The sequence below is a fragment of the Syntrophobacter fumaroxidans MPOB genome (assembly GCF_000014965.1).
GTDB classification, from domain to species: domain Bacteria; phylum Desulfobacterota; class Syntrophobacteria; order Syntrophobacterales; family Syntrophobacteraceae; genus Syntrophobacter; species Syntrophobacter fumaroxidans.
This window is the reverse complement of record NC_008554.1, coordinates 160,469-177,039: the sequence shown is the minus strand read 5'-3', so window position 1 is coordinate 177,039 and position 16,571 is coordinate 160,469. Positions and strand designations below refer to the sequence as shown.

12 protein-coding genes and 1 pseudogene are annotated in these 16,571 nt (G+C 53.1%); 3 read left to right on the top strand and 10 right to left on the bottom strand.

The genetic code is table 11. The features are described 5' to 3' along the window. Positions 1–116 precede the first annotated feature (116 nt). From SFUM_RS23695 to SFUM_RS00710, 9 genes and pseudogenes are all read right to left on the bottom strand, one after another. Positions 117–716, bottom strand: coding sequence for a hypothetical protein (locus SFUM_RS23695; RefSeq protein ID WP_244148089.1), 600 nt, complete (start codon positions 714–716; stop codon positions 117–119). 612 nt (positions 717–1,328) lie between these two features. Further along, a pseudogene (locus SFUM_RS24070) lies at positions 1,329–2,075 on the bottom strand (ArnT family glycosyltransferase); the annotation flags it as partial. Between the two features lie 24 nt (positions 2,076–2,099). Continuing rightward, positions 2,100–2,831, bottom strand: a complete 732-nt coding sequence (locus SFUM_RS00745) for an SDR family oxidoreductase (RefSeq protein WP_011697018.1) — start codon at positions 2,829–2,831, stop codon at positions 2,100–2,102. Between the two features lie 2 nt (positions 2,832–2,833). Continuing rightward, entirely contained in the window at positions 2,834–4,132 is a 1,299-nt protein-coding gene (locus SFUM_RS00740; RefSeq protein ID WP_011697017.1) for an FAD-binding oxidoreductase, read from the bottom strand. Positions 4,133–4,153: 21 nt separating this feature from the next. Further along, positions 4,154–4,579, bottom strand: coding sequence for a GtrA family protein (locus SFUM_RS00735; RefSeq protein ID WP_011697016.1), 426 nt, complete (start codon positions 4,577–4,579; stop codon positions 4,154–4,156). Then, a complete protein-coding gene (locus tag SFUM_RS00730) occupies positions 4,560–5,858 on the bottom strand; it encodes an NAD(P)/FAD-dependent oxidoreductase (protein WP_011697015.1) in 1,299 nt (432 codons plus the stop codon). The genes SFUM_RS00735 and SFUM_RS00730 overlap by 20 nt, the downstream gene beginning before the upstream one ends. 877 nt (positions 5,859–6,735) lie before the next feature. Further along, positions 6,736–7,515 (bottom strand): IS21-like element helper ATPase IstB, encoded by a 780-nt coding sequence (gene istB / locus SFUM_RS00720; RefSeq protein ID WP_011697013.1) that lies wholly within the window; start codon positions 7,513–7,515, stop codon positions 6,736–6,738. Beyond that, entirely contained in the window at positions 7,512–8,762 is a 1,251-nt protein-coding gene (gene istA, locus SFUM_RS00715; RefSeq protein ID WP_041439521.1) for an IS21 family transposase, read from the bottom strand. The genes istB and istA overlap by 4 nt, the downstream gene beginning before the upstream one ends. Before the next feature lie 88 nt (positions 8,763–8,850). Then, positions 8,851–9,423 carry an NAD-dependent epimerase/dehydratase family protein gene (locus SFUM_RS00710; RefSeq protein ID WP_011697011.1) on the bottom strand — a complete coding sequence of 191 codons (573 nt, stop codon included), beginning with the start codon at positions 9,421–9,423 and terminating at the stop codon, positions 8,851–8,853. 618 nt (positions 9,424–10,041) lie between these two features. On the opposite strand from SFUM_RS00710, the gene SFUM_RS00705 reads away from it, so the two are divergent. Next, positions 10,042–11,418, top strand: coding sequence for an IS1380-like element ISSfu1 family transposase (locus SFUM_RS00705; protein WP_100255602.1), 1,377 nt, complete (start codon positions 10,042–10,044; stop codon positions 11,416–11,418). Positions 11,419–11,611: 193 nt separating this feature from the next. Here SFUM_RS00705 and SFUM_RS00700 read toward each other — a convergent pair whose 3' ends face one another. After that, positions 11,612–11,986: a UbiA family prenyltransferase gene (locus SFUM_RS00700; protein ID WP_011697008.1), complete on the bottom strand. Its 375-nt coding sequence runs from the start codon at positions 11,984–11,986 to the stop codon at positions 11,612–11,614. A 1,590-nt stretch (positions 11,987–13,576) separates the two neighbouring features. Here SFUM_RS00700 and SFUM_RS22815 point away from each other — a divergent pair. Both SFUM_RS22815 and SFUM_RS00690 read left to right on the top strand, forming a co-directional pair. Further along, on the top strand, positions 13,577–15,091 hold the full coding sequence (locus tag SFUM_RS22815) for a hypothetical protein (protein WP_150109392.1): 1,515 nt from the start codon (positions 13,577–13,579) through the stop codon (positions 15,089–15,091). Between the two features lie 418 nt (positions 15,092–15,509). Then, positions 15,510–16,562 carry a glycosyltransferase family 2 protein gene (locus SFUM_RS00690; RefSeq protein ID WP_041441253.1) on the top strand — a complete coding sequence of 351 codons (1,053 nt, stop codon included), beginning with the start codon at positions 15,510–15,512 and terminating at the stop codon, positions 16,560–16,562. Positions 16,563–16,571 lie beyond the last annotated feature (9 nt).

The following is a 16,571-nucleotide window of genomic DNA, read 5'->3' as shown; positions in this document are numbered from 1 at the left end:
GCCGTGACTCCGCCCGGAGGACACTCCCCCAGGGATGAGCTGCATGGCTCGACCGCTCCCACCGGAATGCTCTCGGCCCCGTGAAACCGATCATCCCCCTGGCGCGTCGAACCGCCTCAATTCAGCTCGATATCCGACCAGAACGACCATTTGCACGTCTTTCCCGCCCCGGGAACGGTCTCCAGCAGAATCTTTCCCGCCCCCCGCTTCGCCAATTCCACCTCCGCGTTACGGACTTCGCGGTCCGCCTCGGACCGGACCGGGTCGAGGTGAGTCCTCGACAGTTCGGTGCGGACACCGTCGTGACTTTCATGCGCGATCACAAAATCCACGCCCGCGAGAATCTCGGCATCCCTGGGATCGAAAAGGACCCCGAACTGGGCCCTCAATTTCGAAACCGGAGCGGGCAGCGGTACCACCATTGTGCTCCCCGTGGCGGAAAACAGGCGAAACCGCCTGTTCCAGAAGGATATTTTCACCGGAAGGGCCGATGACGACTGCTCCACATCCACGTGAAACATCCTCATGAAAACGCTTTTGTACAGGTCTTTCCGAAGATAGACACAGGTCATCACCGGATCGGGGTGGAAAGAGAAAAACGCGTTCAGCCCTTCGTCACGGGAATCCTTGACCATCACGGATATTCTCTCCTTGCCCGTCGTTCTTATGGATTCCTGGAATCGAGGGTCGGAAAGCGGCAGGTTGGATCGATTCATGACGGCGCGCCGTTCCGCGTAGAACGGAATCGTCGGATTCCAATCTTCTCCGTAGATCAAGACCACGTCGTCCGGGGCCGTTACCGCCCTGATCAGGAGGCATTCAACCGGAGGTCTCGAAATTCCGTTCGTTGGGCTTTGAATCATGTAATAGTGCGATAAGTAAGAATAAATCATGGTTATTATACAAAAAGGTATCAATCCATAGAGAGCAAATTTTTTCATTTTATTTGTTTTTATTAGTGCTATAATACTTAATGAAATCGCCAAAATCAAAAATAGACTATTTGCATAACAATAGTATCTATGCGTGTAATAAAGATTGGTAAAAATAATTGGACCCGATAGATATGCAATTAGTGAAAATATTACAGCGCAAATATAATAAGAACTTGTAATGAAAACAAAAAGAGGTATTATAAGAATTGCCGGATATCCTATTCCATGAATCACATCTCCGACCATTATTTTTTCCCAGCAATCCAGGGATAATTTCTGAGACCATGTTCCAAAGTTCCATTCGATGAGATGAGTGCTGGTGATGAAATCTCTTGCCAATGGATTCAATGATTTGTGAAAATCTGCAAACCTTGTCCACATCAATCCCATCAGATATGGAACAACAAGAAGCATGGCATATTTGAACTCGTTTTGAAACCGATTGAGCGAGGGATTATTCGAGTTCTTTCGTAAGAGACCCTGCAATAAGCTCAACCAATCATTTGATAAGATTGCGATTATCGGCACAGTCACAACGATCAAGGTGGTTATTTTAACTGCAGCGGCCAACCCCCCAAACAGCGCCCCTATAACAAATAGATGAATTTTTCTATTTTTATAGAATTTCATAAAACATAATAAATATATAAGACTCAAGAAGACGGCCAGAGATTCTATCATGAAGGTTCTTGACCAAAATATATAAACAGGACAGCATAGCATCATAACTATTGATATACAGCAATATTCCCGCTCGATGGAAAGAGATCTTAGAATGTGGAATATAGCCAGTAGACTAAGATAGAAAAATATCATTGATACCAATCTTCCAGACTGCTCCAATTTGATATTGGATGCCTGTGATAGAAACGCAACTATCCATTGGTAAAGAGGAAATTCGAATGGAATACTCCACGGTTTTCCAAGAACCGGTGTCTCATATGCAAGTCTATAACCTTCTTTGATAGTATAATAGCTTGATATGGCTGTTTGTGTTTGTCTGAAGCCATGGTAATCCAGTATTGTATTTCTGAATCCAACTGATATAAACACGGAGTTGGCCACAAAACATATTGCAAGCAGGGTGTATATATATTTTGCCGCTGATGGTTCGCTTTTTCCATGCTCGGTATTCGGCATAACAGATCCTGTTTGGAAGTGGAGTTAGAGCCGCAGCCTTTTGAAGATTCTTTCCGGGAGCATTCTGATGACCGTCATGATCCATTTCCAGAACCATTTTGTGTACACCTCGTCAGCCCCGCTCTTGAACGCCCGGAACACGTCATCGGCCGTCTCTTCCGGAACGGCGGACAGCATTTTCGGGAACCTCAGCCCGTCGGTCATTTTTGAGCGCACAAACCCCGGGAGGACCGTAATCACGCGGACATTTCTCCGGTAGAGCCGATTGCGCAGGCCGGAAAGATACGTCGTCAGCGCGGATTTTGCCGATCCATACATGTAGTTGCTCTGCCGGCCTCGTTCCCCGGCCACCGAGCTGATGGCCAGTATGGTCCCTCTCCCCCTGGCCTCGAAGTCTTCGGCGATGATCTCGAGAATCGAGACACACCCCAGGAAGTTGGTTTCCACGATCTTTCTCGCCTCGTCGAATTCCGCCTGGGCCCGCGACTGGTTCCCCAGGTAGCCGAAAGCGACGACCACCGTATCCGGTTTCGGATCGAGACTTTCGTAAAACAGCCGGTGCGAGGCGAATTGCAGCGCGTCGAAACGCGCGATCTGCACCCGGGTTCGGTGCCGGACCTCGATGTCTTTCGCCAGCCGTTCGAGCTCGTCGGTATCCCTTGAGGCGAGGCACAGGTGTGCGCCCTCTTCCCGCGCGAACTTGTCCGCGATCGCGCGGGCGATATCGGAATTGGCACCCAAAATCAACACAAACATCCTCAGATCTCCAGTCGCCTGGCTTGAAGGGAATTGAACCTGTCCACCAGCCCATGCGTTTCCCGAATGCCGCGAAACACCTCCCACTTCGGATATCCCCGACGAAAAACGCCGGCTCGCATGCGCGTGTCCTTGGCCAGGTACAGGCGGCCTCCATGATCCGTGACGATGTGGTCCAACTCGTCCAGGAGCGGGAAAAGACCGCGCTCGATCTTGAAGTCAAGCGCCAGGCTGAAACCTTCCATGGGGAAGGAGAGCAGGTTGTCGTTGCCTTTGCCGAAGAGCTTCAACACGGCGAGAAACGAGCCCCGGCCCGATCGGGCGATCCGGGCCAGTATGGCCCTCAGCCCCTCTACGCCGGCGGCTTTCGGCAACACGAACTGATATTGAGTGAATCCGCCGGCCCCGTAGATCCTGTTCCAGTGCAGGATGGAATCCAGCGGAAAGAAGAAGTGGTCCAGTGAAACCGTTTGTTCCCCCGTTGAAGCTCCCTTGCGTCGATGATACAGGTGATTGAACGCCGAAACGGAGTACCGGTTCAGGCAGAACCGCGGAAAATCGAAGGGAACCGAGAGAGTCTTTGCCGGGCTGCGGAACAGGGTGCCCTTGTCGGCGTGTTCGCCGACCATCAGGAGCGACCGTCCCAGCTTCGTCCCCGTCGCGAGACAGTCGATCCATGCCACGGAGTAGCTCCATGCACTCTTTTCCTCAAATAAAGCGATCACTTCCGAAAGGTTGGCAGCTTTGAAGATTTCCTGCCTGATCAGGCAGCTTTTCACCTTCTGCAACCGAAAGCTCCCCCGCAGGATCACCCCCGTGAGCCCCATTCCCCCGCAGGTGGCGTGAAACAAGTCCTCGTTTTCGCTCCTGGAACACCGGACCGTGGCACCGTCTGCGATCATCAGGTCGAAACCGAGCACGTGATCGCAAAAGGATCCCGACAGGTGGTGATTCTTGCCGTGCACGTCACTGGCGATCGCGCCTCCCAGCGATACGAACCTTGTGCCCGGCGTCACGGGCAGAAACCACCCCCGCGGCAGAATCACATCGATGATGTCGGACAGGGACACTCCGGCTTCACAGGTGATGATTCCCGTCTTCGAGTCGAAATCCAGGAAATACCTGAACCCGCCGGTGAGGATGACCTCGCGGTTCAAGGCGCTGTCCCCGTAGCTGCGGCCCATGCCGTGGGCGATCTTTTCCCCTCCCGCCAGGACGCAGGCTCTGAGCGCGGCTTCGTTTCGAGGGGTATGCCCTACGGCATCGATCCGGGGGAATCTGCCCCAGGATGTCATTTCCATGGCAATCGTCGCTCCCGGCGGTCACTTGAACGTGAAGTGCTTGTGTCCCACATAACTGGTGAAGGCGGGCACCATGATCCCGACGGCATGGGCAATCTCCTCCCCGTGGCTCGAAACCCCGCAATACGGCAGGACCACATAGGCCAGGAGGAGACTGATTCCCAGCGTCTGTAGAACGGCGAGACCGTTCACCAGGCCGAAATTGATGAATTCCCGTGCCGTGCGCGAACTCCTCCGGGACTGAAACACGAAGCATTTTCCCAGCACGAACGCGAACACCATGGCGATCAGGTACGCAACCACGATCGCAGCGGCATAGGACAAATACCCGCTCAGGAACACCCGGCAGAAAAAATTCAGGATCGCCGCGGAACCTCCCACCACGAGAAAACCCGCGAACTGTCTCGAACAAAATTCGTTCTTCAGCCTAAAGGCCACGCCGTTCATTCGCTATCATCCGGGCAAGCATGCCGGCAATCCGCACGCTTTCGTTGATCGACCGGTCTTCAGGGTATGAGTGGGTGGTGTCCGCCACGTACAATCCTTCGATTATGCCCGACACAGGAGGCAGTTTCGAAAAAAAACCCGGCGTGCATATGGGCTGAGCGAATTCATATTCGAACAGTCTCGCATCGACAAGCCATCCGTCGTCAAGGGCGGGATTGATCCGGCGGCAATAGACGAACGCCCGCGCGATGACGGCCTCAGGCGCCATGCGCCATTCCTCGCTTTCGGTCGGCATATAGTGGGGAACATAAACGATCCCGTCGCGAAGCGGATTGAGGTTCGAATATTCGATCAGGCCGGGTATGCCGAAACCCGGGTCGTTGACGTTGATCCAGAAGTAGTCGCTGAGCGGATGCTTCAGCCTCAGAACCACGCATCGCACTCCTATGTTGTTGACGGCACGCACGGCGCAAAGATAGGAATCCGGAAGGTCGTCCGCGATCCTCAGGACATACGGGAGCGGAACGGTCGAAACGACCACGTCATAGTCCCGATCGATCCCTTCCACGCTGACACCGGACACCCTTCCGTTGCGGTGCAGGATCCGGCTCACCGGGGCGCTGAGAAAAACGTTCCCTCCCATTCCTTCAATGAGCCCTTTGAGGCGGCCAAGGAAAGACTCGGTCCCTTTCTCGATATAGCCCATTTCCTCGCTGAAGAGCCCTTTGCGGGAGCGTGCCACCCTCCGGATCCGCGAACCGATCCAGGCGGCAGACAACGGCTTGGAAAAACGATGAAACTTCTTTCTGAACAGGCTTTCCCACAGGATTTCATAGCCTGAGCCGCCGATCCATTTCGTGAGCCAGCCCGAAGCCTCCTCCCGGTCCAGCTTCCTCCAGTCCGTGATCCTGCTCGTATGAAACGCGTGCAGGGCATAGCGAAGCTTGGTTCCGACGTCCAGGTGCGGGAACCGGAACAGAGCGCGCGGATTGCCCCATTCGTAAAGCTTCCCGTGATAGTAGAAGCCCATCCTCGTTTCCGCCCAGCGAACCTGGTCGAGCATGCCGATTTCATCGAGAAGACCGAGGTAATCCTCATCGGGCCCGCAGATGAAATGATAATAGCGTTCCAGCATGAGCCCTCCGAAGTCAAAGGAAGCCGACATGCCTCCAACGACTCCGTCCTTCTCGTAGACATCGACGTGGAACCCTCGCTTGAGCAAATAATACGCACAGGCCAGTCCCATGGGTCCTGCGCCTATTATTGAAATCCGTTTCATATCCTGCTAACCACTCTGGGAAACAGCATTATTATACCCTTATAAATGAAACTAAATTCCTAATTTAACCATGAATAAGTTTACATTTGTCAAAAACCAGGCACAAAATTTAATATGTTCATATAATGCTATCATATTTTTATTCATATATAAAATTATTAATTCAATTTCTAATCTCTAACCACAATCATGATGATTTTTTTGAAAAGTCATATACATAGCATCATCAAATTTAGTTTGATCAAATCCGAACTCTTTTCTTATGTCAACTCCATGAAACATATCGCCTGCCGTCAGTGCCTTAAGCTGATCTGCGGTAAATGGAGGATCGCTGCTGATGAGCGAATACAACTTTAGAAGTTTTGAAAACAATACGTATGGAATGTTCAGTATAATCGTATTGAGTCGCTTGTGCTTCTTTATGGATCGGATCATGTCGATATAGTAAATCTGTTCCTCTCCGACAATGTCATACGTCTTCCCTGAAGGCTTATGCACCAGGCAATACTCGATGATCCTGCAGAAGTCGATCGAATACAACGGTTGCCGGACATACCTGCCATGCCCGGGAATGGGAAACTGTCAATACGAATTGAAAATTTACCCTTTTTACGAATTGAATTTTTACCCCCCCCTCGGTTTTGGTGACTGACTTTGGGAACAGGCCCCTTTGATTTTGGTTGAGAAATGAAGGGCGGAGCGGAGCGCCGACGCAGCGTGGAAACCGACTTGAGGGAAGCGGAGGCGCGGCGGCGTCCGGGATCGAGAAAGTGGCCCTCCTGCGGGAGTGCCGCTTCGATCCCGCAAGACGACGGCAGCGCAGCCGCGGAGCGAGTCGGAGGTTCCGCGTGAGTCGAGGCGCTCGGCGCAGCCCGTGTCACGTTTGCTCCAGTTCGGGGCTTTGAAGAAGTCCGGCTTTGACCTTTTCTTTGAGCCGGTACGAGTTGCCTTTGATGTTGACCGTTGTGGAATGATGCAGGATGCGGTCCAGGATGGCGGTGGCGATCACCGTGTCGCCGAAGATTTCATTCCACTGGCCGAAGCTGCGATTGGAGGTGACGATCAGCGCGCCGCGCTCATAGCGCCGAGAAATGAGCTGAAAGAACAGATGGGCTCCATGCCGGTCAATGGGGATATAGCCGATTTCGTCGATGATGAGCAGTTTGGGTTGGCAGTAGAATTTGAGCCGCTCCTCGATGCGGTTTTCCGCATAGGCCTTGGTCAGGGAGGCGACCAGGGGCATCGCCTGGGTGAAATGGGTACGGTATCCCTCGGTCACCGCCTTGATCCCGAGGGCCACGGCCAGGTGAGTTTTGCCCACGCCCGGCGGTCCCAGCAGGATGACGTTTTCGCCGTTGGCAATGAAACGACAGGCGGCCAGTTCATTGATCCGTTTCTTGTCGATGGAGGGTTGGAAGGCGAAGTCGAAGCTCTCCAGGGTCTTGACGAAGGGGAACCGGGCCATCGAGGTCCGCATGGAAATGTTCTTCTCCTTCTTGGCCGAAACCTCCTCGTCGAGGAGTTGATCGAGAAAGTCGCCGTAACTCACGTTGCCCCGGGAAGCTTCTTCCAGCCGACTCTCGAGTTGTTCGTTGATCCGGTAGAGTTTGAGATGCTTGAGGCGTTCCTGAATGCGAACGAGTTGCGTGCTGCTCATGAGGCACCTCCTTCCTGCGCGAGGCGCTCGTAGAAGGCAAGGTCTCGAACTTCCACCTCCTCCCGGCTGCAAAGGGGAAGAGCGTGGTCGAAGGCGAGCATGCGCACCGAGGGAAGCTCGATGCCGTAGAAGATCCCGGTGTAGTGCTCCCGGTCCACCAGGGACTGGTGTTTGCCCGTGCAACAAGGATGGCTCACGATGAGACTCCCCTCGTGGAAAATCAGAATGCGATCGTTTGCGCACTGAACCTCGACCGGTTTTCCCACAAACCGCAGCGGCACCGAATAGCGGTTGGTTTCAAAGCTTACCATGCAGTCCCGGGCCACATAGCGCACGGCACGTTCCCGGACCTGGTAAGGGGGCTTGGCCCCGGTGGGCAGGAGCAAAGTCCGTTCCTGCTCGAAAAGATCGATGGGACGCTGATGGGTTGTGCCGTGAATCCTCAGATCGGCAACCGTTGCCAGCCACCGGCCAAGGAGCGTGTTCAGATGAGCCATGGATTCGAAGGCCTTGCCTCTCACGAAACGCTTGACATAGCGCACGCCCGATTCCACCTTGCCCTTGGTTTGAGCCCGGTAGGGGCGATGGGCCCAGGCCCGGAAACCGTAGTAGGTGCTGAAGTCCCAGAAGGTCGCATTCCACTTCACGTTTCGTCCCTCGACGTCGCGCGAGACCACGACCGTTTTGGCGTTATCGTAGACGAGCTCATGGGCGGCGCCCCCAAAGTGCTCGAACGCTTCCTCGTGACAAGCCAAAAACGTTGCAAGCCTCTCATCCCAGGTCGCCTTCGCAAAAAGACGCCGGCTGTAGCCAAGGGTCATGACGAACAGATGGACCTTGATTCTCTTACCCGAAATGAGGGTCCAACATTGCCCCCAGTCCACCTGCGCCTGCCGTCCGGGCGGGGTTTCAAAACGCATCGTGGCTTTTGTCTGCGCTTCCTTGCGCAAAGGCTGAACAAAGCGTCTTACCGTGTCGTAACAACCGGTGTACCCCTGTTCCACCAGCTCTTCGTAAATCGCCCGGGAGCAGTAGCCGAGTGCCGCCAGTCGCCTGTGGATGTGGTCCTCGAAAGGGGACAACAGCGTGCGCTTCCCCGGCCCCCGGCGGTAGCTCGGAGCCGCCTTCTGCTTGAGAACGCTTCGGACCGTTTGCACACTCAATTCCAGGGATCGGGCAATCGATTTCTTCGATTCCTTCAACTTGAACCGGCTCTGGACCTCATACCAAAGTTCGCGCTTGACCATGTGTCTTCCTCCCAAGGCTTTCCTTGAGAGGAAACGTAACGTTTTTCTTCGCATCGTTACCCCCTTTTGAGTTCAGGGGGGTAAATTTTCAATTCGTATAGGGGGTAATTTTTGCATTCGTGCTGACAGGAAACACCGGGACGCGCTCCATAAACCGGGACAGCCACCCGAGGTGCTTGGGATCGAACGGGCCGAACATGAGTGTCGGTCTCAAGATGCAGTGCTCGATCCCGGAGTCGATGACCATCCTTTCCTGGGTCTTCTTGCTGCGGGTGTAATCATCGTCGGCAACCGAGTTCACCACCGAAGAACTGACGTGGACAATATAGTCGATGCCGTGTTCCTTGCAGCCGCTCAAGACGTTGGCGGTCGACCGAACGGTGTTGCGCTCGAAACGCTCACCCTCCTTGGCCGTGACCTGGGCCTGAAGCTGAACGACCCCCCTGCCCCCCTCGAATCCCGCCCGCCAGGAACCCGGTTCGGCGAGGTCCGCATGGATGACCGTGACGCCCGGACAGTCCCGTTTCATGGCGGCCAGGCTGTCCGCATCCTTGTCGACGACCGTAATGTTTTCAAAACCGTCGGCCACCAGCAGGCGGACCAGGTTCTGGCCCACCAGCCCGGCCCCACCGGTGATGACGATCTTGTCTTTCGAAAGCATCGAGAACCTTACTTGACATAAAGTATGAAAATAATGTGGACAACCCACAAAACCGTGATAATCTTCAAAGGTATATCCTCAATGAGTATCCTGGATGGAGAACCGCTCCTTTGATAAACGAAAGTGAGTTGCATGTATCTTATAATTCCCATTATTACCCAGAAAGAAGAACTATATAAATTATGGGTACCGTGCTTGGCAACAGTCTCTGGCGACAGTGTAAATAGAATGTAACAAATAATTACAACTGATGCAAGAACTGACATTATCGTTGATACAAATTCAAGACTATAACCAACAATAACGCACCTTATCAATCCATTATTATTATTTCCACTTAATACAATATCATCTCTTCTTTTTGCAAATGAAAGAAAGAGTGCCAGTAGAAAAGTCATCAAAATAATCCAATGATTTGGGAGCACAGATACGGCATACGCCCCAACCAGGATACGCAATACGAATCCTGCCGAAACACACAAAACATCTATAATAGGAATTTCCTTCAACTTTGTAGAATACAAAATGTTAAGTACCATATAAATCAACAACCATATTAGCCCGGAAAATTCATAAATAGTGCTTGAAAAAGAAACGGACATCCTGTAACGTGTTGACTTGACAAGAGAAAACACGAAACAAAAGGAATGTCCGTTGAATACAGTCTGTCATAAACAACTCTCTTTTGCAAACCTTGATTCGCGCTCTGTTGTGGCCGAGTTTTCGGCCGGCCCAATGACCTCGGACGGCGGCTCATTGCTGCTGCGGGAAATCGATCGCGCAACGGATCTTTCTTCCTCCATGAGCCGGGCACTTTCCGACCGTCGCGATCAGGCCAAAGTGCACCATGGCCAGGAGGAACTCTTGCGCCAACGCCTTTTCGCCATTGCGATGGGCTACGAAGACGGCAACGATCATCAATCCCTGCGCTTTGATCCGGGGCTCAAAACCGCCGTTGGCAGGTTGCCCGAAACCGATCCGGCACTGGCTTCCCAACCGACGCTCTCACGTTTCGAAAACCGTGTAGGGAACTGTGAGCTTCGCCGCCTGAGCGACGCCCTGATTGACGCCTATGTGGCCGCACACCCGGCTCCGCGCAAGGTAATCGTGCTCGATATGGACGCAACGGATGATCCCGTTCACGGCTTGCAGCAACTCTCCTTCTTCCACGGCTACTACGATCAGTACATGCTGCATCCGCTGCTGATCTTTGACGGGCTCACCGGTTTTCCGGTAGCCGCGGTGCTGCGCGCGGGCAACGCACACGCGTCCAAAGGAGCGGCGGCAATCTTGAAGCGCATCATCCGCCGCCTCAAACATGCCTATCCGGGCGCCACTATTCTGGTGCGCGCCGATGCAGGCTTTGCCGTACCGGCCATCTACAGGCTCCTTGAGCGCGAGAAGGTCAAATACACGATCGGCCTGATCACCAATGACCGTCTTCGCAAACGTGCCGCCAACCTGGTGATCAAAGCCGAGAGGCAGTTCGCCAAAACCGGAGCGAAGCAAAGACTCTTTGGCAGCTTTTACCATCGAGCCGGATCCTGGCAACGATCACGTCGGGTTATTGCCAAGGTCGAGCGACTCTCCCGGGGCCTCAACACCCGCTTTGTGGTGACCAACATCCTTGAATCCGCCGCAGGGATTTATGACGGCATCTACACCGGCCGGGGCGATGCCGAGAACCGGATCAAGGAGCTCAAGGTTCATCTCAAAGCCGATCGGCTGAGCTGCACCCGGTTCCAGGCCAACCAGTTTCGGCTGCTGCTGCACACCTTCGCCTTCGTTCTGTTTTGGCACCTGCGCCGGAGCCTTGCCGGAACGGAACTGGCTGCCGCCACAGTCGACACCCTCAAGCTCAAACTGCTCAAAGTCGGCGCACGGGTGGTCCAGAGCGTGCGGCGCATCCTCTTTACCATGCCGCGCGCCTATCCCTATCAACGCCTCTTTGCCACCGCACTGCAAAATATTCGGCAAATGCCGCTCCGATGCTGAAGGCACGGCCTCCCGTACCGAAGCCTGATCACCATGAAAACCGATGTCAACACTACAGGTGCGCCCAATATCGGGCTGTCGGGCACAAAAATATGAGGCGAAAACCGAAACACAGGATTCGGGACCGATTCCAGTGCCTCTCAACAGCACGGACCACCGAAAAATCCGTCTCCGTCACTCATGATGGTCACATTCAACGGCTTTCTCGCCAAGCCTCGTGAATAATGCGGGTTAGAGAAGAATATGGAAGAAGCAACACGCTGAAAACGATGGACAAAAATCCCAGGGCAATTCCAAAGCAGCTCGCCTCTCTGACTGTAATTTTGCCTGACGCCAGCGGCCGATGCCGCTTTGCGGGATGATGGCGATCCTCGTCGATGTCCAGTATGTCGTTGAGCACATAAACACTGCTCGCCATTCCGCAAAACGCCAGGAATGCGCCTGCCGCGGTCGCCAGGGCGGTCCAGTCGTTGAGTTTGTAACTGAAGACCGCGGGAAGAAAGACCGGCACGTTCTTGGTATATTGGTATATTCTCGCCAGTTTTATGAATTCACGTACCTTTGACATCGACTCACGCCCTCGACGCCCTCCGATGAGGAGATCAAATCATTCAGCTCTGCCGAGAATGCAGATTCCAGGCGTCACATCCTGCCCCTAAGAGCCTGGATCGGGATTGGCCCAATCAGAACTCCTCCCAAGTTTGCATCCCATTCTTTCCATCACCAGCGGCGTTTCCATGGGGTGTCATGGAGCACACAGTCCCTTCTCCCTTGGAGTCCTCACCGTTGCCCCGGTTTAGATCTTTGAGCTACAGCAATTGCAGCCTTTTCGGACAGGGGGCATTCGATTCCTTTTGGAGAAAAGCACAACAGGAGTCAAGTGCTTTTCGCCCCTCTCGCACGCTTTACAACCCCTCGGGCATAATGTGGGACGCTTTGGCAATCTGCAAGAGTCCCTCCCCCCTGTCGGGTACGAAGGAACCGGGCTTGGCCATCCCACATCCCCGTCACGAATACTCTTAAGGTCTATTAGATATCGGCCGAATTCATTTCCGGTATGACACTTTTGGGCCCGAGTGATGCGTCGTTAGACGGCAAAATCACCTTGCATGAGCTGTAACCCATCAATTTTACGCTATAAATAAGTCAGAGCGAGTAGAGGGAGAACATGGCTGGGTTGGTGAGATCAGAATTAGGGCATTCATCCCAGTGGCGACCGGCTGGATTCCATCGACTGCAAACCTGCCATGGTCACTTTTGACACGGCTTCCGCGTCATGAAGCCAGCAAGTGAATGATTTGGGCATCGGGAACAACCAGCGCCCGGATTTAACAACGATCCCAAAGCCTTCCGCTCTTGTGGACTGTCGTCTGCTTTCAACCGTTGCGCCGGAGGTTCTATCGGTGGTTTTGGTATGCTCAGACTGAATAGACATCAGGCTGAGGAAAAAACTGGGGAATTCCCATGGCAGAGAACAAGACATGCCGTTGACGGCTGCCGATGGCGTCCAGCCTTCTGTTTAGATGTCTTGCATGCCTTGCCTGCCTGTCACCCCCTCACATGATCCAAGGTTCAGCTCTTTGGAAAGAAAGGGGCACGTCGTCCATCGATTCGGTCATTTGGCGGCCAACGAGAGTCGGCCCAGCGGGGTTTTCCTCGATGGAAAACGATACGTTCACTCCAGTATGTCAGACCTTCCAATGGCCCACCCTTATCGTGTCTTATGCCCCAGGGTCGCACTTTACTGCTAAGGAATGATAAAACAACCGTTGACCGAAGTATCAAGAAGAAGTCCAGGAACAGCCGGAGGAGATATCCATACGCTTTTTCACACTTGTCAGAAGGTCATCCAATGGTCCCAAGAGTCTGCGTGTGCCCTAAACCTTTTTCAGACGCAATTGGTCCGTGAGATCCTCTTCGGGATTCCATGGTGGTCAAACTGAGGCATTATTTAAGGTGTTATAATAAGAATACAGAACTCAACATATTGAACTTGTTTTCTGCGAGGCAGAATATGTGGTCAGGATCATTTTCCTCTTCATACTCCTGTTGGAAGCGAACATGGGTAACATTACCAATTGGTTTACTCCTACTGGTAATCCGAACTTGGCCCAGACTGCTTCATCCTGAAGTTTGGCAAGAAGATGGGACATACAATTTGCCTGGATTTTTCCAGAATGGCCTCACTGATCTATTGGAACCAGTAAATGGATATTTGATTGTTGTACCCAAAATGATCACAATGCTGTCAGTTTCAATCAGCATTACTCAATACCCAATGATCAGCACATTTTTGGCTTGTGGTGTTATGTTGGTGGTTTTCTACATTGTGGCAACTGCGCCAATTCACATACATGGAGGCATATTACTCGCAGCTGCTTGTCTCTTGTTGCCAAGTAATCCTGAGGTCTTCGGTCTACCTCTTTATAGCTTTTGGTGGACATCAATTCTACTTTTTGTCGTTGTGTTTTGGAACGCCAATCAGAACGATTGGATATTGAGAGCAGTGATTATTATAATGGCATCGCTTTCATCTCCAGTCTGTATTGCCACATTGCCACTTTTGTGGGTGAGGGTATGTTTCTTACGCAAGAATCCACGGGAAATATCCCTTACATTGCTTGCCACATCTTGTGTTGCGATTCAGATTTGGATAATGATTCATAGCAATATTTATGTAGTATCACAAATTAACATAGCATCATTTTATTTAATCATTACAAAATTCATTGGATCATATGCAATAGGTAATATTTTCCCTATGTTTAGATGGTATTTTGGACTTTTTATTCTGTCTTTGTTGATTGTCACAGTTCTTCGTGACCTGCGATCACCGGCGAAGTGGGGACTGGCCTATCTTTTGTGTGCAACCATACTCATGTCGATAAGTCGGCTCAGCATCAATCATCTTCACCAGGCCATCGGCTCGCCACGCTATTTCTTTTTCCCGTTCATCATTCTTTCCTGGTTTCTATTGCAGATTGCCCTGACTGAAACGAGTCGATTGCTCCGGATGGGGGCATTATTCATCCTGTGTCTCTCTATACTGAACGCCATCCCCGTCCTTGACAGGAAGCACGACGATTTGAATTGGGCAACGCATTTGGCCTCATGTCCGCATTTCAAGGAGTACGAGCTGCCCGTTCATATTGATGGCAACATTGCAGGAACATGGGCTTTGAAATTGACAAAGCAGCAATGCAATTCCCTGCTGGACAAAGATCCTTTCTTCAAACCCGCGGTGACTGGGGGCTTCCCGTTCCGGGTTATCCGGAAACACCCAGATGACCGACCGTTTGAGCAGAACGATGTGACCGTTGCAATCAACAAGGTGCAACCGGGCAATGAGTGGCTGGGTGCAGATCCGCAGAAATCTCACAAGAACGGTATCGTCGTTCTCGGGAGTTTCATGGATTCCGGTGCGGGCACAGGATCACTCACCCTGAAAATGAGGCGTGGCGATAAGTTGCTCTATCGCTCAGGCCTGCTGAGAAGCGGGCAGTTCATCGAAGTTCAGGCACCTCTGTTCCGCGTCACGACATCGCCGGTTGCCAGAGAGTGGGTGCAGCTGGATTTTTCCAACGATCTTCTTCCGGATGAGTTTTCCGTGATATTCTCTGATCGAAGCACAGACTGGCATGAATGGTCGGCCATTATGCTGAAGGCCGATTGATGGAACCGACCGGGCGACCAGCTTGTGTCAGCTCATGGCCAGGTTTGGTTGCAGGAACGATCGGGATTTCTTCAAGCCTTGGTCATGTCAGGACAGGAGGGCAATCCGCCCGAGATCACCCTTAAATGCCCGTGAGAGGCACGACCTGACCAAGAGATGGCCAAAACCGCTCTGGGCCTATATCGCACTGTGCAAGCGCCTGCCACATCGCTTCAGCTTTGCTCGTGACGGGCGTGCGGGTCATCCGGGCGCGGCTTGGCCAAGTCATCGTGGACAGCGCAGAGGTTTGGTGATATCCACAAACGCGACGGAGCGATATTTTCGGCATCGAGTAGAGGCGCGCTTGTCGAGCGGCCTGTCTGGCCGTGGAGGTTCATACACTCGCGGATGACTCCGCGGGTTTGTTGTGGGGATGTTCATGATATCGGTCAAGAACCCGGACAGCGATTCGAATCTCCCGGACAGGCCCGTCTGTTCGGTATGCATCGCCAACTTCAACGGGATCGACGTCATCGGCCCCTGCCTGGACTCCGTCTATTCTCAGGTTTGCGATTTCCCCGTCGAGGTCATCGTTCACGACGATGCTTCCCGGGACGGCTCCGTCGCTTTCATCCGGAAGCATTTCCCCGGGGTCGAGTTGATCGAAAGCGGCGAGAACGTGGGCTTCTGCGTCAGCAACAACCGCATGGTCGCCCGGGCCAGGGGACCGTATGTTTTGCTTCTGAATAACGACGCGGCGCTACACCCCGATGCGCTGGCGACGTTGCATGCGGCTGCCGAGTCCCCGGGGAGCCAGGCGATTATGGGGTTGCCGCAGCACGACATGCAAACGAAGCAGATGATCGACATCGGCAGCCTCTTCGATCCGTTCCTCAATCCCATCCCGAACCTCAACCCGGCCCGGCTTCACGTGGGAATGGTCATCGGCGCCTGTTTGTGGATTCCGCGGGTGCTGTGGAACGAACTGGGCGGATTCCCCGAATGGTTCGGAAGCCTAGCGGAGGACATGTATTTGTGTTGCCTCGCCAGGCTGAGAGGCTGCCGTGTGATCGCGCTGTCCCGCTCGGGCTTCGATCATCTCGTGGGCAAGACACTGGGGGGCGGGAAGGTAGTCGGCAACGCGTTGCGCACGACCCTGCGCAGAAGGGCCTTGAGCGAACGCAACAAGAGCTTCGTCATGATCCTGACCTTTCCACCACCTCTCCTTCAACTCGTTTTGCCCGTTCACCTGCTCGCCCTCCTTGTGGAAGGCGTGCTGATCGGCCTGATCAAGAGGGATATGCATGTTTTTCAAGATATCTACCTTCATTCCCTGAAGGAGATATTTCGCAGGAGGCATCAGCTTCGCCAACTCCGCAGGGAAGCACAGACCGGCAGGAAAACGGGTGTCCGCGACTTTCTTGCGCCGTTTACGCTCATCCCCCACAAACTGCGGATGCTGGTCCGGCACGGTGTCCCACGCATCGAATAGAGAAACTCT